This is a genomic window from Carboxydocella thermautotrophica, from assembly GCA_003054495.1.
Classification (GTDB): Bacteria; Bacillota.
Genome location: CP028514.1, coordinates 2,502,535 through 2,526,489, shown reverse-complemented (window position 1 = coordinate 2,526,489; position 23,955 = coordinate 2,502,535). Strand labels below are relative to the sequence as shown.

Annotated in this window: 25 protein-coding genes, 1 pseudogene and 1 riboswitch; of the genes and pseudogenes, 25 read left to right on the top strand and 1 reads right to left on the bottom strand. The window is 49.7% G+C overall.

Features of this window, described 5'->3' with window-relative positions:
- Positions 1-184 precede the first annotated feature (184 nt).
- From CTH_RS12850 to CTH_RS12825, 6 genes are all read left to right on the top strand, one after another.
- Complete coding sequence (locus tag CTH_RS12850) at positions 185-1,714, top strand: IPT/TIG domain-containing protein (RefSeq protein ID WP_078666111.1); 1,530 nt, start codon at positions 185-187, stop codon at positions 1,712-1,714.
- Positions 1,715-1,784: 70 nt separating this feature from the next.
- Positions 1,785-3,803, top strand: coding sequence for an IPT/TIG domain-containing protein (locus CTH_RS12845; protein WP_079907163.1), 2,019 nt, complete (start codon positions 1,785-1,787; stop codon positions 3,801-3,803).
- A gap of 80 nt (positions 3,804-3,883) precedes the next feature.
- The gene (gene nifV / locus CTH_RS12840; RefSeq protein ID WP_107754149.1) at positions 3,884-5,029 is read left to right on the top strand and encodes a homocitrate synthase; all 1,146 of its coding nucleotides are present in this window, start codon (positions 3,884-3,886) and stop codon (positions 5,027-5,029) included.
- Complete coding sequence (locus tag CTH_RS12835) at positions 5,019-6,020, top strand: isocitrate/isopropylmalate dehydrogenase family protein (RefSeq protein ID WP_078666108.1); 1,002 nt, start codon at positions 5,019-5,021, stop codon at positions 6,018-6,020. Before nifV ends, CTH_RS12835 begins: the two co-directional genes overlap by 11 nt.
- Positions 6,021-6,122: 102 nt before the next feature.
- The gene (locus CTH_RS12830; protein ID WP_078666107.1) at positions 6,123-6,338 is read left to right on the top strand and encodes a hypothetical protein; all 216 of its coding nucleotides are present in this window, start codon (positions 6,123-6,125) and stop codon (positions 6,336-6,338) included.
- A gap of 30 nt (positions 6,339-6,368) precedes the next feature.
- Complete coding sequence (locus tag CTH_RS12825) at positions 6,369-6,578, top strand: thioredoxin family protein (RefSeq protein ID WP_159071978.1); 210 nt, start codon at positions 6,369-6,371, stop codon at positions 6,576-6,578.
- Here the strand turns inward: CTH_RS12825 and spoIIR are convergent.
- Complete coding sequence (gene spoIIR / locus CTH_RS12820) at positions 6,575-7,168, bottom strand: stage II sporulation protein R (RefSeq protein ID WP_078666105.1); 594 nt, start codon at positions 7,166-7,168, stop codon at positions 6,575-6,577. The two genes, CTH_RS12825 and spoIIR, sit on opposite strands and share 4 nt — an antisense overlap.
- Before the next feature lie 43 nt (positions 7,169-7,211).
- Here spoIIR and CTH_RS12815 point away from each other — a divergent pair, with 43 nt between their 5' ends.
- The 19 genes and pseudogenes from CTH_RS12815 to codY all read left to right on the top strand — a co-directional run bounded on the left by CTH_RS12815 (position 7,212) and on the right by codY (position 23,953).
- Positions 7,212-7,922: a tyrosine-protein phosphatase gene (locus tag CTH_RS12815; protein WP_078666104.1), complete on the top strand. Its 711-nt coding sequence runs from the start codon at positions 7,212-7,214 to the stop codon at positions 7,920-7,922.
- Positions 7,923-8,122: 200 nt separating this feature from the next.
- The gene (gene metK, locus CTH_RS12810; protein WP_078666103.1) at positions 8,123-9,313 is read left to right on the top strand and encodes a methionine adenosyltransferase; all 1,191 of its coding nucleotides are present in this window, start codon (positions 8,123-8,125) and stop codon (positions 9,311-9,313) included.
- A 143-nt stretch (positions 9,314-9,456) separates the two neighbouring features.
- Positions 9,457-10,596 (top strand): sensor histidine kinase, encoded by a 1,140-nt coding sequence (locus tag CTH_RS12805; protein WP_078666102.1) that lies wholly within the window; start codon positions 9,457-9,459, stop codon positions 10,594-10,596.
- 12 nt (positions 10,597-10,608) lie between these two features.
- The gene (locus tag CTH_RS12800; protein ID WP_078666101.1) at positions 10,609-11,256 is read left to right on the top strand and encodes a response regulator; all 648 of its coding nucleotides are present in this window, start codon (positions 10,609-10,611) and stop codon (positions 11,254-11,256) included.
- Positions 11,257-11,305: 49 nt separating this feature from the next.
- Positions 11,306-11,755, top strand: a complete 450-nt coding sequence (locus CTH_RS12795; protein WP_079907167.1) for a glycosyltransferase family A protein — start codon at positions 11,306-11,308, stop codon at positions 11,753-11,755.
- Positions 11,756-11,832: 77 nt separating this feature from the next.
- Positions 11,833-11,994 carry a Flp family type IVb pilin gene (locus CTH_RS12790; RefSeq protein ID WP_107754147.1) on the top strand — a complete coding sequence of 54 codons (162 nt, stop codon included), beginning with the start codon at positions 11,833-11,835 and terminating at the stop codon, positions 11,992-11,994.
- An 83-nt stretch (positions 11,995-12,077) separates the two neighbouring features.
- A riboswitch (cyclic di-GMP riboswitch) is annotated at positions 12,078-12,164 on the top strand.
- Positions 12,165-12,283: 119 nt separating this feature from the next.
- Positions 12,284-12,445: a Flp family type IVb pilin gene (locus tag CTH_RS12785; RefSeq protein ID WP_078666099.1), complete on the top strand. Its 162-nt coding sequence runs from the start codon at positions 12,284-12,286 to the stop codon at positions 12,443-12,445.
- A gap of 75 nt (positions 12,446-12,520) precedes the next feature.
- Positions 12,521-13,024: an A24 family peptidase gene (locus CTH_RS12780; RefSeq protein WP_159071977.1), complete on the top strand. Its 504-nt coding sequence runs from the start codon at positions 12,521-12,523 to the stop codon at positions 13,022-13,024.
- 11 nt (positions 13,025-13,035) lie between these two features.
- Positions 13,036-13,425 carry a TadE/TadG family type IV pilus assembly protein gene (locus CTH_RS12775; protein WP_200803498.1) on the top strand — a complete coding sequence of 130 codons (390 nt, stop codon included), beginning with the start codon at positions 13,036-13,038 and terminating at the stop codon, positions 13,423-13,425.
- A 12-nt stretch (positions 13,426-13,437) separates the two neighbouring features.
- A complete protein-coding gene (locus CTH_RS12770) occupies positions 13,438-14,352 on the top strand; it encodes a pilus assembly protein TadG-related protein (RefSeq protein ID WP_078666096.1) in 915 nt (304 codons plus the stop codon).
- An 11-nt stretch (positions 14,353-14,363) separates the two neighbouring features.
- Complete coding sequence (cpaB, locus tag CTH_RS12765; RefSeq protein WP_078666095.1) at positions 14,364-15,107, top strand: Flp pilus assembly protein CpaB; 744 nt, start codon at positions 14,364-14,366, stop codon at positions 15,105-15,107.
- A 17-nt stretch (positions 15,108-15,124) separates the two neighbouring features.
- Entirely contained in the window at positions 15,125-16,333 is a 1,209-nt protein-coding gene (locus CTH_RS12760; protein WP_078666094.1) for a CpaE/TadZ family protein, read from the top strand.
- Positions 16,334-16,349: 16 nt separating this feature from the next.
- A pseudogene (locus tag CTH_RS14445) lies at positions 16,350-17,090 on the top strand (CpaF family protein); the annotation flags it as partial.
- Between the two features lie 3 nt (positions 17,091-17,093).
- Entirely contained in the window at positions 17,094-19,106 is a 2,013-nt protein-coding gene (locus CTH_RS14440; protein WP_477021187.1) for an ATPase, T2SS/T4P/T4SS family, read from the top strand.
- A gap of 15 nt (positions 19,107-19,121) precedes the next feature.
- Positions 19,122-20,081, top strand: coding sequence for a type II secretion system F family protein (locus tag CTH_RS12750; protein ID WP_079907171.1), 960 nt, complete (start codon positions 19,122-19,124; stop codon positions 20,079-20,081).
- A 12-nt stretch (positions 20,082-20,093) separates the two neighbouring features.
- Entirely contained in the window at positions 20,094-21,029 is a 936-nt protein-coding gene (locus CTH_RS12745; protein WP_079932754.1) for a type II secretion system F family protein, read from the top strand.
- Between the two features lie 16 nt (positions 21,030-21,045).
- Positions 21,046-21,399, top strand: coding sequence for a DUF192 domain-containing protein (locus tag CTH_RS12740; RefSeq protein ID WP_078666090.1), 354 nt, complete (start codon positions 21,046-21,048; stop codon positions 21,397-21,399).
- A 75-nt stretch (positions 21,400-21,474) separates the two neighbouring features.
- Complete coding sequence (locus CTH_RS12735; RefSeq protein WP_159073895.1) at positions 21,475-23,193, top strand: diguanylate cyclase; 1,719 nt, start codon at positions 21,475-21,477, stop codon at positions 23,191-23,193.
- Position 23,194: 1 nt separating this feature from the next.
- Entirely contained in the window at positions 23,195-23,953 is a 759-nt protein-coding gene (codY, locus tag CTH_RS12730; protein ID WP_078666088.1) for a GTP-sensing pleiotropic transcriptional regulator CodY, read from the top strand.
- Positions 23,954-23,955: the final 2 nt, after the last annotated feature.

Sequence of the window (23,955 nt, the reverse complement as noted above, 5' to 3'; positions counted from 1 at the left end):
TATAGGTTGGGAGAGCAAAGGCAATGATGGTGAAAAATGTCGCAAGAAAAAATGTCATCTCATACCAACTTCGACAAAGAAAATCAGCCCCGTAAGGTATAATTCCTTATGGGAAGGAGGTGAATAGAGGGAAGTGATTGATTGCATAAACCGGAGTTTTAAAGTTTTGAAAGGAGGAGCGCGGATGAGAAAAGGGTGGATTCTTTTGCTGATGACCGCATTGCTGCTGGTCATTGGCAGTGGCACGGCCTTGGCTGCGGCCTTTACTATGCCTTATGTGCCGCAGAATGAAGGTTTGTATGATACCACCTGGGAGTTTTTGAGCCGTCCTGATTGTGAACAGTGTCACGGCTCCAACCTGGCCGATCGCCACCATAGTATTGACTTCGTTAAAATCGAAGGTAATTGTTATCGCTGTCACGGGTTTGAAAATGGCACCATCCAGCCGGTGCCCCGGGAATGTACAACCTGTCACACCGAAAGCCCTCACCACAAGACCGTAGATGCGATTGAGGGCCGGTGTACTGCTTGTCACGATCCTAATGTAGTTAGTGACTTTGGTTCCAAACCACTGCCTACTTATGATGCATCCTTAATCACTCCGGCCATTGCTGATTGCCGGAATTGCCATGCTACCAATGCTTCGGCTGATTTACCCAAACCGATCTTCAAGCCTGGCCCGGTAGATGACCCGAGTGAAAATAGTACTCACCATTATGTAGCTAATGCGGGTATAGATTGTGCCAAGTGTCATTTCGGCAATGTCAGCGCCCCCGTGCGGGATTGTGAGCAGTGCCATGATATCGGCACTTTGCACACCATTAAAGGCCACACTGTTGATGAAACTGGTAACATGCTGGTGGAAAGATGTCAGGGGTGCCATTCCAATTTGATTGCCGAAATGGCTCCGCCCCAGCCAGTTGCTGTGCCTACTATCGACAGTTTTGATATTTATGAAGGACCGATACTGGCCAAGGTAACTGTAACCGGTACCAACTTTGGTGAATTTATTAAAGGTTATTCCAAAGTAATGTTTGGAAATGCTGAGGCTCCGATTGACTACTGGACTGATAACCAGGTAGTCTTTACTGTGCCCATGGTTAACTCAGGCAAGTATAATGTGCGTCTGGTAAACATGAAAGGTGAAAGTCCGCAGTATCGGGTCTTTACTGTTTGGGCCCGTCCGCAAATCAATAACATCGCTCCAGCAGATGTAGTGTACAAAGCCGGTGGTGAGGTGACTATCACCGGTAAGAACTTCCTGGTTCCGGCAGTGGACAGTGTCAAGCTGAGCTATGGTGCTACTCAGATACCGGTAGAATTTACGGTAGTGGACAATAACACCATCAAGTTCACTGTACCGACTACCTTGAGTCCTGGTTCCTACAGTGTGAGGGTATCCAGCCCGGCCGGAGAAGCTTCCGGGGCTATAGGTGGTACCAATATATTGAATGTCTGGGGTGTGCCTTATCTGGGTTCGATCAGTCCTACTACCGCTAAAGTCGGTTGGACAATATCCGCTATTGGTTACAATTTTGGGGCGCAACAGGGTGCCAGCCAGATCCTGGTTGACGGGGTGCCTGTACCGGCTACCTTCTGGAGTTCTACAAAAATTCAGTTCAAGGTACCCGCTGGGCTTACAGTAGGATATCACAAAGTAAAAATTAAAACTTTTGGTGGCGTAACCGCAGAAAAGACTTTCAAGGTTTACTAAATATTTCAGCCGCACTTCCTCTGTGAAGTGCGGCTTTTCCCCTTAGCTAGTCAGGAAGGCAGGGATTTAAATGAAAAGAGCAATTTTATTTTTATGTACCTTAATTTTATTTCTTCTAACCGGACAAGCCTGGGCCCAAACTACCCAGCAGCTGGGCTTTCCGGATCGTACCTATGGTGCACTCACAGAAATGGACTGCCGCAGTTGTCACGGCAGTACTACGCAGAACCGGCATCATTTGAGCTTGAAAGCACTGGTAGTTACCTGTGATTACTGTCACCAGTCTCAGGAGGGGAAAATAACCGCAGTCAGTGATTGCAAAATCTGCCATGTGAAAGACAGTCACCATCTGACTCAGGAAGCCCAGTTGGGTCAATGCACTGCCTGTCATTACGGGGATGTGGTAGATGACTATGGGTTAGCAACAACAGCAGTCACTGATGCGGATATCAATAAATGCCGGCTGTGTCATACAGAAGGGTTGACTTCTTTACACCATGAGGAGGGATTACAGCAGTGTTCCTGGTGCCACAGCAGCAATTCCGGGGGCATATCAGTAAGTCGCTGTCTTTCCTGCCATCAGTCCAGCAAGCTGCATCTCCTGCACGGTGGGGAATGCAACCAGTGTCATGGTAGTGGCACATCGCTGCCGGACCCGGAATTGCCCCAGCCCCGGCCGGTTTTGGTGCAAATAAGCGCTACCGAAGCCAGTCCTGGAGCAATTCTAAGCCTGAATGGAACCGGTTTTGGTGGTTCAGGCTGGGTACAAATAGGGCCACTAAAGGCAGAACTCTTACAGTGGTCGAATAACTATTTGCAAATCCGCCTGCCTGATCTCAATGCCGGCAATTATCCGGTAACAGTAGTTAACAGCAATGGCAGCAGCAATCAGCTCAATATTACTATCCTTGCGCCTGCGGTAGCAACCCGGCCGGAAATACATGGGATGCCGGATAAAACTTATGAAGAAGTAGGGGAAGAAGAGTGCCGGAACTGTCATGGTACCTCCACTGCGGACCGTCATCATCTGGCGGCAGCAGCTGATCAGCGGGATTGTTCTGCCTGTCATTTGCTGACGGCACCGGGACAGGTAGAAGTGGTAAGGAAGTGCCAGCAGTGTCATGCCAGCAGTCCCCATCACCGGAGAAATGAAGCTTTGAGCGGTCAGTGTACAGCCTGCCACTTGCCGGCACTGGTGCAGGACTGGGATATTAACAGTAATGGGACCATTGTGGAGAATACGGCCATGATACCGGGTTTACGCAGTTGTGAACAATGCCATCCTTATCCCGGGCCAGGGCAAAACCACCATGGTACTGGTCTGGAAAACTGCAACCTTTGCCACGAAATCAAGGATAAATGGGCCATCCGGCGCTGTCAGGCCTGTCATCGGTCAGAATTGTTGCATGGCCAGGTCGGACATAAGCTGGCGGCGGATTGTGGCAAATGCCATGCTGGGGGTCTGGCTTCATCCCTGGCTGAGGCGATTGCACCAAATGCTACACCGGTAGTGCTACAAATAGAACCTGAACAGAGTTACGCTGGCGATACAGTTACAATCAGTGGGGCTGGCTTTGGAACCGGGCCGGGTCAGGTGCAGATTGGCAGCACTCTGGCTGCGGTCACCAGCTGGAATGAGAACAATATCCAGATCACAATTCCGTCCTTGCCCCCTGGGAGTTACCAGCTTACAGTGGTGAAGAACGGCGTAATCAGTAATGCCCGCGGGTTTACGGTACTGGAATGGGCCCAGTTGAGTGGTCAGGTGATGTCAGCCAGCCTTGCGCCCCTGGAAGAGGCGGTGGTTTATGTTGGCACCACCAGATTGCGTACCAATGAGAAAGGTTATTTCAGTCTCGGCAAGCTGGCACCAGGGGTATATAATGTTACGGCCCGCAAGGAAGGGCTAACTGCCCAGCAAGTTGTCAGCCTGGTCGCAGGGGAGAAAAAATCCATTCAGATGATTGCCAGCAAGAAAGGCTGGACATCAGAAAAAGGAACATATTACAGGGGAACAATCGCCAGGAAAAATACTGTATACACCAATGCACACAACGATGTTTCGACAAAATGGACTATAAAAAAATAGGCCAATCCCTTGATATTCTCCTTCGCTACCATTATAATGTTTGATATACAACAGTTTTACTGGCGAGGGAGGGTATGACGGTGGTAAACAGAAAAATTTACATTGTGGATACCACATTGCGGGACGGGGAGCAGACGGCGGGAGTAGTATTTGCTAACAAGGAAAAAGTACGGATTGCCCGCATGCTGGATGAAATCGGAGTGGACCAGATTGAATGCGGGATTCCGGTTATGGGTGGCGATGAAAAAGAAGCCATTAAGGAAATTTGCCGACTGGGTTTGCGCTGCAGTGTTATGGCCTGGAACCGGGCGGTAGTGCGGGATATCCAGGAATCCATTGATTGCGGTGTGGATGCAGTGGCTATTTCCATTTCCACCTCGGATATTCATATCAAATACAAGTTACAGACCTCCCGGGAATGGGTACTGGAAAACATGGTCAAGGCCGTGGAATATGCCAAAAGTCAGGGAGTCTATATTTCTGTTAATGCTGAGGATGCCTCCCGGACGGACATGGACTTCCTGATTCAGTTCGCCAAACTGGCCAAGGAAGCCGGGGCCAACCGCCTGCGTTACTGTGATACTATCGGCATCCTGGATCCTTTTACTACTTACAATAATGTCAAAACTCTGATCGACTCTGTAGGCATTGATGTGGAAATGCATACCCACAATGACTTTGGCATGGCCACAGCCAATGCCCTGGCCGGGGTGAAGGCGGGAGCCAACTACGTGGGCGTAACGGTAAACGGACTGGGCGAAAGAGCCGGTAATGCCGCTCTGGAAGAAGTGGTTATGGCCTTGAAAATCCTCTATGGAATCGATCTTAATTTTAAAACCGAGCGCTTCCGTGAATTATCCGAGTATGTGGCCATGGCTTCCAACCGGGAATTGCCGGCCTGGAAAGCTATTGTCGGTACCAACATGTTTGCCCATGAATCGGGGATTCACGCTGATGGTGCATTGAAAAACCCCCTGACCTATGAAGTCTTTAAGCCAGAAGATGTGGGTCTGGAACGGCAGATTGTGATAGGCAAACACTCCGGTACTGCTGCCATCAAGAAAAAATTTGCCGAATATGGGGTTAACCTGTCAGAGGAAGATGCCGCTGCTATTCTGGAAAAGGTACGGGCCACGGCGGTGGAACTGAAACGGTCCCTGTTTGATAAGGAATTGATCTTCATCTATGAAGAATATCTGGAAAAGAGGGAGCGCGGTGAGTTATAAAGTTGTTTTGTTACCTGGAGACGGGATAGGTCCCGAAGTAACAGCAGCGGCAGTGGAGGTGCTGGAAGCTACCGGGGTGGATTTTGAGTGGATTGAACTGGAGGCAGGGGCGGCAGTACTTGAACGCGAAGGTACCCCCTTGCCCCAGCGAGTTATCAATCAGATTAAGGAAATTGGTCTGGCCTTGAAAGGGCCAATTACTACCCCGGTGGGAACGGGGTTTCGCAGTGTGAATGTAACCTTGAGGCAGGAACTGGACCTTTATGCCAATGTACGCCCGGCCCGGAATCTCCCGGGGGTACCCAGCCGTTATACCGGGGTTGATATTGTCATCTTCCGGGAGAATACCGAGGACCTTTATGCTGGCGTGGAGCACCGGGTGGGCAAGGATGCAGCTGAAAGCATTAAAATCATCACCCGGGAAGCCAGTATCCGCATCTGTGAGGCGGCTTTCAGCTTTGCCCGGCGGGAAGGCAGGCGAAAAGTAACGGCAGTGCATAAGGCCAATATCATGAAATTGAGTGATGGGCTCTTTCTGGAATGCGCCCGCCAGGTGGCGGCCCAGTATCCAGAGATTGAATTTGAAGATGTGATTGTGGATGCGGCCTGTATGAAGCTGGTGCAGGCGCCGGAGCAGTTTGATGTAATGGTGATGCCCAACCTTTACGGGGATATCGTTTCTGACCTCTGTGCTGGTCTGGTAGGCGGTCTGGGAGTGGCTCCCGGAGCTAACCTGGGGGTAAAGGCCGCTGTTTTTGAAGCTGTCCATGGCAGTGCGCCTCAGATTGCTGGCCAGAACCTGGCTAATCCCCTGGCTTTGATTTTAAGTGGCGCCATGCTGCTGGGCCATCTTGGCGAAGTGGAAGCTGCCCAGAGCGTGAGAACAGCAGTAGCCCGGGTCCTGCAGGAGGGCATTAAAACCCCGGATCTGGGCGGGCGAGCCGGAACCAGAGAAGTGGGCCGTGCCATTGCGGAAGCTTTAAAAAAGTAGACTATTAAGTAGACTATTTTTGGACTATTACCCCTCCCTGGACACAATTTCGTAACAGTTTCAGGTTAAAATGAAATTAGTTCAAGGAAGGGAGGGCAAGGCATGAACAAGGAACGCTGGCTGGCCCTGGTGATCGTGCTGGTAGCCATCATCGGCAGTATTGCTTACCTGGAAGACTGGTTTAGTATCGGCGGGCAAAAGCCGGTTGAAAAGCAGAAACTGACAGCCTTTCAGGTAACTTCTAATCCGCTGCAGACCTATGAACGCTGGTACAAGGAAAAACGGCCGATGGTGATCAAATTTCATGCCAACTGGTGACCGGCTTGCAAACAGATGGAGCCCGTGGTTTTGGCTCTGCAGAACAAATATGCAGGTCAGGTGGAATTCCTGATTGTCAATGTGGATGACCCGCAGGGGCAGCAGCTGGCAGCCCAGTTTGGGGTCAGTGCTATTCCAGCCTTTTTCTTCATCAATAGTCAGCAACAGGTAGTTGCTTCAGTAGTGGGGGCCCAGAGTCAGGCTCAAATGGAAGAGTATGTAAAGAAAATCATCCCCTAGCTCATGCGGGCCAGGGGATGATTTTTCTGCCTTTCCTGCCACCATTCCAGGATGCGGGAACGCAAACGGGGTGGAGGAGAGGGGTTTTCGGCAATACTATGACTGAGATCAACAAAACACAAAGGAGGGAAGAGCACACACCACCAGTTTTTACCCTGGGCCTGTCCTAACAAAACCCGGAGAGCCAGATAGCGGCCGGCCGGTAGATTGAAAGTTCCGTAGCTCTTGCTGGGAAAAGGGAAACGGCCGATTTCCACCCGGGCCTGATAAGGAAATTGTTGCGCTGCCAGGGTTTGATTGGCAATCCTGATAATTTCGGGCTCAGCTGCTATGACGATGGCCTGAGCCTGCTCCAGGCTGGTGGCCCTGACCAGGCGAGGAGTAAGATAGGCCAGGATGGCATCACGGACTTTCAGCTTAACTGCCTGGTCGGCAGTCTGATCGCTATTGGCGATAACGTGCAAACGCAAGAGCTGCTGGGGTGGGCCAACGGGGTTAGTTGCTGCAGTATCTGGCTGAAACAGGAAAATCCACGGTATGAGGAAAAAGCTAAGCAGTAAAAGCCAGAGTAAGGTTTTTTGGCTGTACATATTTTTTCCTCCTGTGATAGAATAAGTTCAGGGGGGATAGAGATTGATTGATCTTCACTGTCATTTGCTCCCTGCCTTTGATGATGGCGCCCGGGATTGGACGGAAACTCTGGAAATGTGTCAACTGGCCATTGGAGCCGGAGTGAAAATAATAGTGGCAACTCCCCACTGGCGGGAAGTTAAACGCCATGGCAGCCAGCGCATGTATCAACTGGTGGCAGAATTGAATCAGCGTCTACAGCAGCTGGACTGGCCCCTGGAAATCAAGCCCGGTTGTGAGGCTATGCTGAGTCCGGAATTGCCAGCAGCCTGGCGGCAAGGAAAACTGCCGGGGCTGAATGGAGGAGAGAGACTGTTGCTGGAACTGCCCTGGGATTATTTAGGGCATAACTGGCTGGAACAGATCTATCAATTGCAGCTGGCTGGAGCCAGTTTGGCTATTGCTCATCCGGAACGGACGCCAGCGCTGGCCTGTGATTGGTCCAAAATTCAGCGCCTGGCCGAGCTGGAAGCCGGTTTTCAAATCACCGCGGGCAGCCTGCTGGGGGCCTTTGGCACAGAAGCGGAAAAAATTGCCTGGCGGGTTTTGAAACAGGACTGGCCGGTAGCGGTAGCCGGAGATGCCCATGACGCCAGTTATTATGTCATGGCCCGGGCTTATGAAATGGTAAAGGGAAAACTGGGCCAGGCCAAAGCGGAGGCTGCCTTTATTTTCGTCCCCCGTTCCTGGCTTGGCGGGGCGGATGCTTCCTGAGCAGGCTTTCTAAGGCCTTCAGTTCTTTTTCTACTTCTTTCAGGACAGCGGTTTTTTTCATTTTCAGTTCCTCCTCATGTTCACTTTCTGATGAAATTATTGCCGCTTTAAAAGGGGTTTAAACAAAAATTTTTTAGTTTGACATAAGAGGTAGCATTTGTTATGATAAGTTATTGGAAATGAAAAAGGAGGAATGCACAGTGGCCAAGCGTTTGTTTACTTCTGAGTCCGTTACTGAGGGACACCCGGATAAAATTGCCGACCAGATTTCCGATGCGGTGCTGGATGCCATTCTCGCTCAAGATCCCAATGCCCGGGTGGCCTGTGAGACTTCGGTTACAACCGGTCTGGTACTGGTTTCCGGTGAAATCACTACCAGCTGTTATGTAGATATACCCAAAATTGCCCGGGAAACTATTCGGGAAATCGGCTACACCCGGGCCAAATTCGGTTTTGACTGCGATACCTGTGCTGTAATCACTGCCATTGATGAACAGTCCCCTGATATTGCCATGGGTGTGGACAAGGCTTTAGAAGCTAAAACCGGGGAAATGACCGATGAGCAGATCGAAGCCATCGGAGCTGGCGACCAGGGGATGATGTTCGGTTATGCTACCAATGAAACCCCTGAATTTATGCCTTTGCCCATCAGCCTGGCCCACAAGCTGACCCGGCGGCTGGCAGAAGTGCGCAAGAGCGGGCTTTTGACCTACCTCCGTCCCGATGGCAAAAGCCAGGTTACCGTTGAATATGAAGATGACCGGCCGGTACGGGTGGATACTGTGGTCATCTCCACCCAGCACAGCCCGGATGTGGATCTGGAAACCATCAAACGGGATATGATTGAACATGTTATCAAACCGGTGATCCCGGCCGAATATCTGGATGAAAATACCAAATACTTCATTAACCCCACTGGCCGTTTTGTTATCGGTGGTCCGCAGGGGGATGCCGGTCTGACTGGCCGTAAGATCATCGTTGACACCTATGGCGGTATGGCCAGGCATGGTGGTGGCGCCTTCTCCGGTAAAGATCCCACCAAGGTTGACCGTTCTGGTGCCTATGCTGCCCGTTATGTGGCCAAAAACATCGTAGCTGCCGGGTTGGCGAACAAGTGTGAAGTGCAGCTGGCTTATGCGATTGGTGTGGCCAGGCCAGTATCCATCATGATTGAAACCTTTGGCACGGGCAAATTGCCGGAAGAAAAGCTGATTGAACTGGTGCGCAAGCACTTTGACCTGCGGCCGGCGGGTATTATCAAGACTCTGGATCTGCGGCGGCCCATTTACAAACAGACTGCTGCCTATGGGCACTTTGGCCGCAATGACCTGGATCTGCCCTGGGAGCGCCTGGACAAGGTGGAAGTCCTGCGGGCTGATGCCGGACTCTAGTTATTGCAGAAGAAATTACCCCGGGTGAGGGCCCGGGGTTTTCTTTTGGGACTATGGTCCTAAATTTTTTGGGACTGGTAGCAGGAATCCGTTTTTTTTAAGCGAATCTATTGATTAACACGAAGTAACAGGGGGAATAGCCCATGCCATCCCTGGAGGCACTGGACAAAGTTGTAAAAAATACCCTGCAAGCTATCGAAAACAGCAAACAACAAATCTTCGATATTGCGGAAACAGCCCGCAAGGAAGTGGTACGGCTGGAACGGGAACTGGTCCTGCTGGAAAACCAGGTCAATGATGTAATTAAGGCGGTAGATATACTGGAATTGAAAGTCAAGCAGGCCAGGTTACGGCTGGCAGAAGTGGATAGCAGCCTGGGCAAATATTCAGAAGCGGAAGTAAAACGGGCCTATGATACTGCCAGTGAGCTTCAGACCCAATTGCTGCTGTTACGGGAACGGGAAAACCAGCTGCGCTCCAAACGGGACCAGCTGCAGGTGACATTGAAAAACATGCAGCAAACGGTAGCCAAGGCGGAGAATCTGGCTTCCCAGGTGGCTGTGGTCATGGATTTCCTTTCGGGAAGTCTGAATGAGGTCAACAATCAGTTAGAAGGGCTGGCACAAAAACAAAACCTGAGTATCCGGGTGATCAAGGCCCAGGAGGAAGAAAGAAAACGGGTGGCCCGGGAAATCCATGACGGACCGGCTCAGGCCATTGCCAATATTGTTTTGCGCATGGAATTTTGTGAGAAATTGCTCGAACTGAAGCCAGACAAAGTTAAAGGGGAACTGCAGAGTCTGAAAGAGCTGGTACGCAATACCCTGCAGGATATTCGTAAAATCATTTTTGACCTCAGGCCCATGGCTTTAGATGACCTGGGTCTGGTTCCGGCTTTGCGTCGCTATCTGGAGGATTATAAGAGCAAATATAATTTAAACACGGAATTTATCTTCTTTGGTTATGAAAGGCGCCTGGATAATGCGGTGGAAGTAGGACTGTTTCGCGTGGTCCAGGAAGCCCTCAATAATGTCTGGAAACATGCCCGGGCCAGCAAAGTTATAGTGCGGCTGGAAATGGGCCGGGATAGTGTTAACATCCTGATCAAGGATGATGGCCAGGGGTTTGATGTGGAACAAGCCCTGGCCAACAAGCAACGGGAGAGCCTGGGTTTGACCAGTATGCGGGAAAGGGTGGAACTGTTAGGAGGCACTTTCATCCTGCGCAGTCGACCAGGGCAGGGGACGGAGATTCTGCTGAAAGTACCGCTCAACGAAGGATAGGGAGGTTTAGCTATGGGGATAGTGAGGATTTTGCTGGTAGATGACCATCCTCTGATCCGGGAAGGCTTACGCAAGGTACTGGCTCTAGAGCCCAACCTGGAGGTGGTGGGGGAAGCGGGAGATGGGGCGGAGGCAGTGGCGAAGGCCCGGGAATGTCTTCCCGATCTTGTTTTGATGGATATCAACATGCCCCGTACTGATGGTATTCAGGCTATCCGCCAGTTGAAACAGCTGATGCCCCGGGTGAAGATCATCGCTCTAACAGTAGCGGTGGATGAACGGGCACCGGAGGTGATTAAGGCCGGGGTAGCAGGCTACCTGCTCAAGGACATCAGTGCTGATAACTTGCTGGCGGCAGTGGCCACAGTAACCGGGGGTGGAACCGTGATTGCCCCGGAGGTAATGGAAAAAATCAGCCACATGATGACCCGTCTGCAGGAACAACAGCTTTTGCAACAGCTTACCCGACGGGAAAGGGATATTCTGGGCATGGTGGCTCAGGGTTTGACCAACCGGGAAATCGGGGAAAGGTTGTTCATCAGTGAGAAGACTGTAAAAAATCATCTGACCCATCTTTTTAAAAAAATCGGGGTGGAAGACCGGACCCAGGCGGCGCTGTTTGCTGTGCGCATGGGACTGACCGAGGAACCCAATTCCTGAAGGCAGCATATCATGGCATAGACAAAAATCCCGGAGTGGGGTGGATTATATGTCATGGTGGCTGCCCTTTTTCTGTTTGCTGGGCTTAGTGGGCTTGCTGCTGTGGGGACTGTTTTACAGCCGCCGTCAACAACGGCAACCACAAATGAATGGGATTTCCGTGGTGCTATTGACCAGGAATAATGTGACTAATCTGGAAGGGGTGGTACGCTGGCTGCTGCAATACGAGTATCGTTATCACTGGTTGCTGCAGATTATCATCATTGACCAGGGGTCCTGGGATCAGACTCTGGCCATTGCCGATAAACTGGCGCGGGAACATTTTAATCTGCTGGTAGTAGAGCAAAAGTGGTTTCCGCTCATATCGCCTCGCCGTCTGGCCTATCTGGCAGCCCGCTACCAGCGGGTGGTTTTTCTGGATTTGCGGCAGCGGCAACAGGGGAAACGGGAATTGCAGACATTGTTGCGAATTTTTAATGAGCAGGCTTTTGGGACTTAAGATCCATAGACTAATACCCCTTCATTTATGTATACTAAAAGTAGGAGCCTGAAAGGCGAAGCGGAGGAGGGACCGGTATGGGAAAAGTTCAACGGTTTTGGCGGGAGGAGAAGGGGCAGGCTTTAAGTGAGTACACGCTGATTATCTCTCTGGTTGCAGCAGCTCTAGTATTATCTTTAATATTGTTTAAAGATAAAATTAAACCTTTGTACGAAAAAAACCATTTGTCTGGGACCTAAGTCCTAGAAAAATTAAAGCTGCGGTCCCATAGACATTTGTCCTAATTGGGTATATACTAAAATCAGAACAAGGCAATAAGACACAACGATAAAGGCAAACCCGGTGAAAGCCGGGGGCGCAAAGCCATGGGTCTAAGGCGTATAAGCGCTATGACTGCCAGGCTGCCGAATTGTGGAAGGTCGGTTTGTGACCCCCTTTCGCCGGGCAGCCGGTAAAAGGGGGTTTTTAGGTGTTGTGTCTTATGCACAAGGGTGAAAAAGAGCGAAGTTTAGCAAGGAGGGATTTGGTATGAACATCATCAAAAGATTGTGGAAAGAGGAGTCTGGTCAGGCGATGACCGAGTATGGTCTGATTATTGCTTTAGTGGCGGCGGCTCTGGTTGTAACGGTAATAGCATTCAAGGATAAGATTAAGGCGGTATTTGAAGGACTAAGCTTTAGTGCTAGCTAAAAAAACCCAAGGCCCTACGCGGTAGGCCGAGTGCCTCGGTGTAGGGCCCTATTTTTCCCGGGCGGAGGGATGAGTTTGTTCTGGGTTATCATCACACTTGCCATTTATTATGACTGGCGCTATCGGCGCATTCCCAACTGGCTGGTACTGTATACCCTGCCTCTGATCTGGGGCTGGCACTATTACCAGGGCGGTTGGCCGGAATTGAAAGGCTCTTTGCTGGGCTGGCTGGTTGGTCTGGGTCTACTAATCCTGCCCTTTCTGGTAGGTGGAATGGGTGCAGGAGATGTGAAATTCCTGGCGGCCATCGGTGCCTGGGCAGGGGGAAAAGTGGCGTTATATACTTTTCTGGCAGGGGCCATTCTAGGAGGGCTCTGGCTGTGTGGCCGACTCCTCTGGCAACAGGGCTGGGCCGGGTTTAAACAAACCTGGTCTAAAGCAGGTGCCAGGCTGTTTGTTGGTCTCTTTACCGGCCAGTGGTGGAAGGAAGAAACCAGCCAGACAGATCCGACGGCTATCCCCTATGCCATTCCTCTCAGCCTGGGCTATTTACTGGTGACACTCTGGTTAGGTAGGTGAGGAAAATGGGGATGGGAAGAAAAAGAGGGGAAAGGGGACAGGCACTGGTGGAAATGGCCCTTGTTCTGCCTCTTTTATTAATGTTGCTCTTTGGCATTATTGAATTCGGTCGCATTTTCCATGCCTATCTGACGGTGAACAATGGGGCCCGGGAGGGGGCGCGTCTGGCAGTGGTGGGGGCCCAGGATACAGCTATTATCGCCAGGATTAAAGATACAGCTGTGGGCCTGGATAGCAGTAAACTGCAAATCACCATCGCTCCTGCCTATAGCAATCGCCTGCGGGGGCAACCGGTAACGGTGCAGGTTTCCTACCCGGTACAAATCTTTGCCCCCATTATCGGTGAAATTATCGGTAACCCCTATACAGTAAGTGGCAGTGTGCAGATGCGGATGGAATAGGGGGGAGGAAAGATGAAGAGCAAAGAGAGCGGAGAAAGAGGGACGGCAATCGTGCTGGTGGCCCTGGCTCTGACGGGGCTGCTGGGGATGGTGGCGATGGTAGCTGATTTTGGCCAGTATTATCTCTGGGAAAACCGCCTGCAGACCATGGCCGATGCGGCGGCTTTGGCCGGGGTGCAGGAATTGCCGGATCATCCGGATGCAGCTGTGGCGGTAGCAGAACAATATCTGGCTGCCAATGGTGGTACAGAGTTACTTACGAAAGAGATTACCATTGGAGCTGATAACAAATCCATTACTGTGAATTTGAGCAAAGAAGTGAATTTTGCTTTTGCTCCGGTGCTGGGAGTAGAAAAAGGGCAGGTCAGCAGACGGGCGACAGCCCGGGTAGCCCCTGTTAAAGCCATGAAGGGTCTGGCCCCGCTGGCAGTAAAACAACAGAATTTTGTTTTTGGCCAGGAATATATCCTCAAAAACGGGGGCGGTGCTGGTGATAATGGCTGGTATGGGGCTGTTGCTTTAGGTGGACGCGGGGCTTCAACTTATGAAGATAATTTAAAATACGGTTACCAGGGAGTTATCGCTATTGGAGATATAATCGAGACGGAACCGGGGAATATGTCAGGGCCAACCCGACGGGGCATTCAGTACCGGCTGGGGACTATGACCGATAACAGTACCCCGGATAACATTGATCCCAACAGCCCCCGGCTTTTATATGTACCGGTAATTGACGATATACCCAAAAACGGTCGCTCTACCGCCCGGGTGGTAGGGTTTGCGGCATTTTTATTGAAAAATGAATTGCCCGGCAATGGCAATGATTGCCAAATAAAAGGTTATTTTGTCAGGGTCATTGTACCAGCAGAGCAACTGGATGACACTAGTGCTGGTTTCGGGTTATATGGGACCAGGCTGAGCGAGTAGGGGGAAAGAGCATGACACCGAAGAAATTGTTTGTTCTGGCTTTAATCTGCGGGCTGGGGGCAGCTCTGGCCACCAATTATTATTTGCAAACCATGAAAAAACAGATCAATAATGTAGTAACCGGCGAAGTAGTGGTTGCCAGGACGGAAATACCGGCCAAAACTGTGATCACCCAGGAGATGGTGGAAAAAAAGGTGTTACCGAAAGAGTATATTCATGCTCAGGCGGAACGGGATCTGAAAAAGGTAGTAGGCCGGATTACTCTGGATCGGATTGTGAGCGGGGAACAGGTTTTGGGGCCAAAACTGGTAGGCAAAGATGCCTACAAAGAAGGGCTAGCCTACACTGTACCTAAAGGTAAACGGGCCCTTACTATTGGAGTTAATAACATTACCGCATTGAATGGGCTGCTCAAACCCGGAGACCGGGTGGATGTGATTACCGTAATGAGTGTACCGGTTATGGAAAACAACCAGGTGGTAGAGCGGCCTCTCGCCAAAGTTTATCTGGAAAATGTGGAGGTGCTGGCTGTTGACAGCCAGCTCACATCTGAGCTAAATACCCTGGAGCAAAAAGCGGAAAAAAGCAAAACCGATGGGGTAAAATCTGTGACCCTGGCGGTGACACCGGAGGAAGCGGCCAAACTGGCTCTGATTAACCGTAACGGGGTCATTCAGTTAGCCCTGCGTTCCCCTGTGGACCAGGATAAAAACAATGTGACTCCGTATCTTTCCACTGATTACAAGCTGAGATAGCGTGAGGGGGAAATCCCATGGGTAAGATCAGGATTATGATTGTGGATGATTATGCCGAGACCAGAGAAAATGTTAAGCGGCTCTTATATTTTGAAGACGATATGGAAATTGTCGGGGAAGCAGGAGACGGGAAAGAAGCGGTAGAAAAAGCGGAAAAACTGCGCCCGGATATTATCCTGATGGACATCAATATGCCGGTAATGGATGGGATTGAGGCTACAGAAACCATCTCCCTTCGGGTACCTACGGCGGCTATCATCATCATGTCAGTACAGGGGGAACAGGAATATCTGAAAAAAGCCATGATGGCCGGGGCCCGCGAGTATATGATCAAGCCTTTTTCCAGTGATGAATTGACAGAAACCATTCGCCGGGTGTATGACCTGGAGAAAAAGCGACGGGTCAACTTACATGTTGAAGATACGGCGAAAAAGCGGGAACCCCAGGTGGTAGTCGTCTTCAGTACTAAAGGTGGGGTGGGCAAGACTACTATTGCCACCAACCTGGCAGTAGCACTGGCCCAGGAGAGCCGGGGCAAAGTGGTACTGGTGGACCTGGATTTACAATTTGGCGATGTGGCGGTAATGATGAACATTGTGCCCAGACGGACCATCACCGAGCTGGTGCAGGAAATTGCTCACCTGGATAAGGAGACCATGGAAAGTTATTTGATCGAGCATCCCTCCGGGATCAAGGTTTTGCCAGCACCCAGCCGGCCGGAATATGCTGAGCTGGTGATTGCTGCTCATGTGGAGAAGATTATCAATCAGTTGAAGGAAGAATACGATTACATTATCATCGATACACCGCCCTTTTTCCATGAGACCAACTTGACGGCCCTGGATATGTGTAATCAGATTTTGCTTATCCTGGCCCTGGACCTGCCGACTATCAAAAATGTCAAACTCAGTCTGGAAGTGCTGGATTCCCTGCATCACAAAGGCAAAGTTAAACTGGTGCTCAACCGCTCTTCTGGCGATATTGGTATCAATTATCAGGATGTGGAGAAAAGCCTGGGCATGTTAATTGCCGCCCATATACCCAGTGATGGCCGGGTGGTGGTGGCAGCGGTTAACCGGGGAATTCCCTTTGTGGTCTCTGATCCCCGTACCAAAATCTCTCAGGCCATACGCGACCTGGCCCACCTGGTAATCAGTGATCAGGGGTATCAGGAGGATTTGCAGAAAAAAGAGAAGAAAGGGGTCTTTTCCAGATGGTTTGGCTAAAGGAAGGTGAGACAGAATGTCCCTCTTGAAGCGTCTGGAAAAAGAAAAGGGCAGTGAAGGGGAAAAAAGCCGGGAACACAGCGGGTTTAGTGGAGCTTCCGCTCCTAAAGTTACCCGGGACCCCTATGCTGATTTGAAGGTACGCATTCATAAGGAAGTTATCAATGAACTGGAAGAAGAAATCAGCAAGGGCGGGAAAATGGAAGACCTGGATGAAGCTAAACTGGCCCAGCAAATTGAAGATGTGGTGCAGACTTTCCTGGATAAGGAGGCAGCCTTCATTCCCCGGCAGGACCGGCAGAAAATCGTGCAGGAAATCATCGATGAGGTGCTGGGGTTTGGTCCCATCAACCCCTTGATTAATGATCCTACTGTTTCGGAGATCATGGTCAATGGGCCCAATCAGGTTTATGTAGAGCGTAAAGGGAAACTGGAATTAACGGATATTAAATTCAGGGATAATGACCATGTTTTGCATATTATCGAAAAAATTGTAGCCCCTATTGGCCGTCGGATCGATGAATCCATGCCCATGGTGGATGCTCGTTTGCCGGATGGATCCCGGGTGAATGCCATTATACCTCCCCTGGCCTTGAAGGGGCCGACCATTACTATCCGGAAGTTTTCCAAAGACCCCTTGAAAATTGAGGACCTGATCCGGTTTGGCACTCTGACAGTGGAAATGGCCAAATTTCTGGATGCCTGTGTTAAAGGGAAACTGAATATAGTGGTTTCCGGGGGTACGGGCTCGGGGAAGTGTATGCTTGGTAGAACACCGGTACTCTGGAGTGATGGCTGGAATTCTATCGGGAAAAAAGTGGACGAGGCCATGCTGAAACAGCCTCCATATACTGATGGAGATGGATGGGAATATGTTGATACAAATTTAAAAGTCTTGTCTTTTGACTGGACAAAGGGTGAATATAAATTAGCGGAAAATGTTAGATTATGGCGTCATCGGGCACCAGATCAGATTTACAAGATCAAAACGGCAACTGGAAGAGAAATTGAGGTTACTCCAGAACATCCATTTTTCACTCTGGTTAATGGAAACATAACGGAGATAAAAGCAAGTGATTTATCTACAGGACTGATGATAGCTGTGCCGTCTTATCTTCCTATTCATCCTGAAAAAGTAAATATTTTAGATCAATTAATGGAATCTAATGGACTATATGTAAAGGATGATTTTGCAGATATTAAACCCATTTTAGCCCATGGAGAACTAAAAAAATTAGCTAGAAAACTAAATAAAAACTATTCTACTGTCCGGGAATGGTTTAAGGAAAATAATATTCCGATTAAATTTTGGTGGTTAATTAGAAAACATTTTAATAAAACGGAAGAGATAAATAGGGTTATTGTTAAAGCAAAAACTAGTAATGAAACAATTAATATTTCGCTTGATAAGTTTAATACAGATATATTCTGGCTACTTGGGTTACTTCTTGCTGATGGTCATCTAGGAAAAAAGTATCTTGAAATTCATGGAAATAATGCGGATTTACTGGAACAGGCACAAAGGATTGTTAAGGAAAATTTTGAAGTCTATGGGCAACTGGAATTTCCCAGAAACAGAACGCCGAGAATTAGATTTTATTCAAGTGCCCTGGTTGAAATTTTTGAGTGTTTGGGAGTGCCAAGAGGCAAAAAAGCAGATAAAATTAAGCCTCTACCATGGTGGTATAAGCTTGATAATGATAGTTTATCCGGTTTTATTAGTGGGCTTTGGGACGGCGACGGATATATAGGGAAAAATGCTCTGGAATATAGCAGTAAAAGTCCTGAATTAATAGAATTTATTAGACAGGCATTGCTTCATTATGGAATAATTTCTATCTACCGACGTAAAAGTGAACATCATTATGCAATTATAAGCGGTTTAGATAATATAAAAAGATTTTATGAATGTTTTTCTTTAAAAAACCAAAAAAAATTACAACACTTAACATTTTTGGCCCAAAGTCCAATTGTTTCAAATCAAAAAATAGGGCAGATTGCAAGTTATCCGGTTTTCTGGGACAAAATTATTGAAGTTGAATTAATTAAAAATACTGAGCCTTATGTTTATGATATTACAGTAAGTGATTTGCACAATTTTATAGCTGGTACGGGTGGGGGGTTTATTACCCATAATACCACTACCCTGAATGTCCTCTCCTCCTTTATCCCCAATGATGAGCGGATTATAACTATTGAAGACGCAGCTGAGCTGCAACTAAGGCAGGAGCATGTAGTTACCCTGGAAACCCGCCCCCCCAATATCGAAGGTAAGGGAGCTATTACCATGCGCGATCTGGTCCGTAACTCCCTGCGGATGCGTCCGGACCGGATTGTGGTGGGGGAGGTGCGCAGCGGTGAGGCCCTGGATATGCTGCAGGCCATGAATACCGGCCATGATGGCTCCCTGACCACAGGCCATGCCAACTCTCCCCGGGACATGCTGGCCCGGCTGGAGACCATGGTCTTGATGGCAGGGATGGAATTGCCAGTACGGGCGATCCGGGAACAAATTGCCTCAGCTATTGATGTTATTGTTCAGCAAAGCCGGCTCAGGGATGGCAGCCGCAAAATCACTCACATTACGGAAGTAGTGGGTATGGAAGGGGATACCATTGTGCTGCAGGATATTTTTGTCTATGAGCAAATGGGTGTAGATGATAAAGGCAAGATTATCGGGCGGCATCGGGCCACCGGCATCAGGCCCAAGTTTATGAGTAAACTGGAGGCAGCGGGTATCCATTTGCCTGAGGATATCTTTATCAATCGTTAGCAGGAGGTGAGGGCTATGGCAAGTTTGATTTTATTACTGACTTTTATCAGTGTGACTGCCTTTGTATGGGCCCTTTTCCTCTTGCTGACCAGAGAGCAGCGGGCACTGGCGGAAAGGCTGACCGTTTATACCAGTAAGTCTATATACGGGCGACGGGAGAAAAAAGAACGGCCGACTCTGAGCTGGAAGGAATTTATTAACCAGGGAGCCAAATTGTTTGCAGCCCGGGAGATAGCAAAGAAATGGGAAGCGGAGATGATCAAGGCCAATATTCCCCTGCGGGGAGAAGAATTTGTCTTTATTAATCTGTTAACTACGGTAGGTGGGGGGCTGGTGGGCTGGTTGCTGGCCAGAAATATCAGCGGAGGCATTATCCTGCTTATGCTTGGTTTTTTGCTGCCCCGCCTGCTGGTCAATTCTCGCAAAGCCAAACGCGTGCACATGTTTGATAACCAGTTAGGGGATGCGCTGCTGGTTATGTCCAATTCCCTGCGGGCCGGGTTTTCCTTTTTACAGGCGATGGATATGGTCAGCCGCGAAATGCCGGCCCCCATTTCCGAAGAATTTGCCCGGGCTTTGCGGGAGATGTCCCTGGGTACCACTACCGAGGAGGCGCTGGAGAAGATGACCCAGCGTATTGAGTCTGAGGACCTGGATCTGGTAGTTACTGCTGTTTTGATTCAACGCCAGGTGGGGGGTAATCTCTCGGAAGTGCTGGAAAGCATAGCCAACACCATTCGTGAACGGGTGCGGATCAAGGGCGAAATCAAGACCCTGACGGCCCAGGGGCGAATTTCCGGGATGATTATTTCCCTGTTGCCGGTGGCTGTGGGAGGTTTTATTTTCCTCATCAACCCGGAATACATGATGCCTCTTTTTACCAGTCCTTTAGGTTGGAGCCTGATTATAGGCGGGCTGGTTTCCCAGAGTATTGGCATGTTGATTATCAAAAAAATCATTAATATTAAAGTGTAAGGGGGGTTGGGCATGGAGTTATTGATTTCTCTATTAAGTGGTCTTTCCTTTACCCTCCTGAGTTATGTTTTTCTTTTTCACCTTTACAGGGATAAGATTACCGTTCAGTCCCGTTTACAACAGGTGGGTTCCCTGTTGAGCTGGCGAAAAAAGTACCTGGATGAGAAGTTATCCCAGCCCTTTTTTGAGCGGGTGATTCGCCCTCTGTTAAACCTGGTGGCGGAAAAGCTGCCCAAAGGGACAAGAGCTGCTGATAGCAAGCAAAAGCTGGATTTGCAGAAAAAATTGTTGATGGCGGGGAATCCCTGGGATTTGACAGCAGGGGAATACCTGGCCCTGCAGTATGCCATGATGATTGGGCTGGCTCTGGTTTGCTTTTTCCTGGCCCTGCCCTCGGGGGCAAGCCCGCTGGTGCTGGTGCTGGCTCTGTTGCTTGGCGCAATCCTGGGTTATTTGTTACCCAACTATTACCTGGGGGTACTGGCTACCCGGCGTCAGGAACAAATCCAGGATACCCTGCCGGATATCCTGGATTTGTTGACCGTTAGTGTAGAAGCGGGTTTGGGGTTTGATGCCGCTCTGGTTAAAGTGGTGGAGAAAAGCAAAGGGGTACTGGCCGACGAGTTTTCCCGTTTGCTGCAGGAAATTAAGATGGGTAAGCCGCGGCGAGATGCTCTCCGAGATCTAGGGCTAAGGTCAGGAAACGAGGACTTGCAAACACTGGTAGGGGCTATTATCCAGGCTGACCAGCTGGGGGTTTCCATCGGTAATGTCCTGCGTTTGCAGTCAGCGGAAATGCGGGGGAAACGCAAGCAAAGAGCGGAGGAAAAAGCAATGAAGGCCCCGGTAAAAATGCTAATTCCGATGGTTCTCTTTATCTTTCCTACCCTTTTCGTAGTATTGCTGGGTCCGGCAATAATGCAGATGATGAAGACCATGGGCAACTGACAAGCGGGGTGACTTTATGGAACTGATCAATGTGACCAATCAAACCCAGATTGCCAGCCGGGTGCAAATAGCTGATACCTTCTGGAGGCGATTAGTTGGCCTTCTGGATCGCGAGAAGATGGCACCCGGGGAGGCCCTGGTTATCAGGCCCTGTCAGGGTGTGCATACCTGTTTCATGCGGTTTCCTATTGATGTAATTTTTCTGGATGATACCAATCGGATTGTGCATTTGATTACCGGCATGCCGCCCTGGCGCTTTAGCCCGGTAGTCAGGGAAGCAAGAGCGGTGGTGGAGTTGCCGGCAGGAACCATTGAACAGCTGGGCTTGAGAAAAGGACATGTGTTGCGCTTACTCGGAAGGATTATCTAAAATTATCTACAATTTAGCAGGAATTTTATGGCTATATGTCGAATGAAGTTAGAGCGAATTAAGGGAGGTGGCCGGATGAAGCGGCATACGAGCCCCTGGTTTGCCGTGTACGGCCTGATGGTGATTTTGCTGGGAGCAGCAGCTCTGGGGCTGATGCTACCGGGGCTGAAAGCTGATGACTGGCAGTCCTATGTTATTCTGCTGGCCATGGGCATGTTTCTGGAGTGGTTTGTGATTTCTACACCAAATGGGGACTTTTCCCTGAGTTTTGTGCTGGTGTTTGTGACATTTATCCTCTTTGGCACTCCCGCTACAGTTTGGATTTCAGCGCTGGCTACGGTTTTCGCCCGGGGGATTGTCAATCACGGCCATTCCATGAAAACGGTTTTGTTTAATGGCGCTCAATATGCCCTTTCGGCTTTGCTGGCCGGGATTGTCTATGAACAGGCAGGCGGCCAGATAGCGCCTCAGGCGGACAAGTTGATGGCCTCCAACTGGTTACCGCTGGCGGCGTATGTTGTAACCTATTTTGTAACCAACCATCTGCTGGTCAATATCTATGCGGCCAGAGAACAGGCTCGGGCCCTTTATCCCTACTGGCGGGATGTATTCAAACTGGAGCTGTTTACCTGTGCTCTTTCCATCTGCCTGGGGGCACTAACAGTATTGCTCTATCGGGTAGTCGGCAGTGCTGGTGTTTTTTTGCTGTTAGGGCTGATTATTCTGGTCAATGCCCTGTTGAAAACTTATTTTGAACTGGGACTGGCTCACCGTGAGTTAAAGGCATTGCATGAAATTGCCTTACAGGCTTCGCTGACTCTGAAAACCGGGGAGCTATTGCATAAAATTTTACATCAGGCACTGAAGGTGGTAAAATATCATACAGCAATTATTTATCTCTGGCGGGAGGAGCTGGAACAACTGGTTCCCCAGGTAGTGATCAGCAATAATCCCAATTACAAAGCCTGGTTGGAAAATAATACCGTTGAAGCCGGGGATGGCCTAATTGGCCAGGTTGTGCGTACCCGGCAAACGGTAATTGTTTATGATTGCAAACGGGATAAGCTGATCCGGCGCATGCCGGGGATCTACCAGATTATGCGCTCTCTCCTGATTTTACCCATGGTAGCTGATGATAAACTGGTAGGTGTGATGGTACTGGGTAAGAGAGAGCCCTTTGGCTTTAAAGAAAACCAGAAACAATTGCTGACCATCATGGCAGGGCAGGCAGCCCTGGCCACGGAGAGGGCCCTGCTTTATGAAAAAATCGAAAATATGGCCATAACCGATGGCTTAACCTGCATATATAATCACCGTTATTTTTATACCCGGCTGGAGGAAGAATTTCAACGGGCCAAGCGCTATCATCATCCTTTTTCCCTGTTGCTGCTGGATGTGGATCATTTCAAGAAATTCAATGATACTTACGGGCATCAGGCCGGAGACAAGGTGTTGCAGCGGGTAGCAAAAGTACTGACCCGGGAAACCAGAAGGTCGGATGTGGTAGCGCGATATGGGGGCGAAGAATTTGCTGTGCTCCTGCCCAACACAGAACTGTCCAATGCCGTGCGGCTGGCCAACCGGATTCGACTGGCAATTAAGGGAGAACCGGTGGAGATCGGCAGCAACCGCCCGCTGGTGAGTGTCACTGTCAGTATTGGGGTAGCACAGGCGCCCGTTCATGGCCACGAACCAGGGGAGCTGATTGAAGCTGCTGACCGGGCCCTCTATCATGCCAAAGGGGCAGGGAGAAATAGGGTTAGTACTGCTGAGGAAGCAGAGGAGGTAGATTAAAGTGGGAAGTCTGTTACAAAAGACCAGAGCGATGAATCGTCTCATCCAAAAAACAGCAGGTCAGCCGGTGGATTTCTGGGAGATGGCCCGCGTGCTAGCCCGGTTGACGGAAACGCGATTCTGGATTATTGGCCGGCGCGGTAAGCTGCTGGGGTGGTCAGATGCTACCGGGAGTGGGGTAAACCCTCTGGAAGCATATATTGAAGCTGATGGCCATCTGCAGGATGCCTTAAATGAACAATTCCTCAATTATAACCGGACCGAAATAACCGCTGGTGGCCAGGAAGGCTGGGTTAGAGCAATTGTCCCGGTTTTCGGTGGTGGTGACCGACTGGGGACCCTGATCTGTGAAAAGGAAGGTCAGGAATTCACTGATGATGATTTGATCCTGGCTGAATATGCTGCAACTATTACCGGAATTGAAATCATGCGCCTGAAAAATGAGCGTCTGGAAAAAGACACCAGAGATCGGGTGGCTATTCAGACAGCTATGGAAGTTTTGTCCTATTCGGAAATTGAGGCATTACGCTTTATTTTCCGTGATCTGGCCGGGGAAGAAGGGTTTGTGGTAGCCAGCAAACTGGCGGAAAAATACCATTTAACCCGTTCCGTGATCGTCAATGCCCTGCGCAAGCTGGAAAGCGCCCGGGTTATTGATTCCCGCTCCCTTGGTATGAAAGGTACATACATCAAGGTATTAAACCCCTACCTGCTGGATTATTTGCGTTTACATGACCCCATGGAAGCCGAGGAGGAGTAATC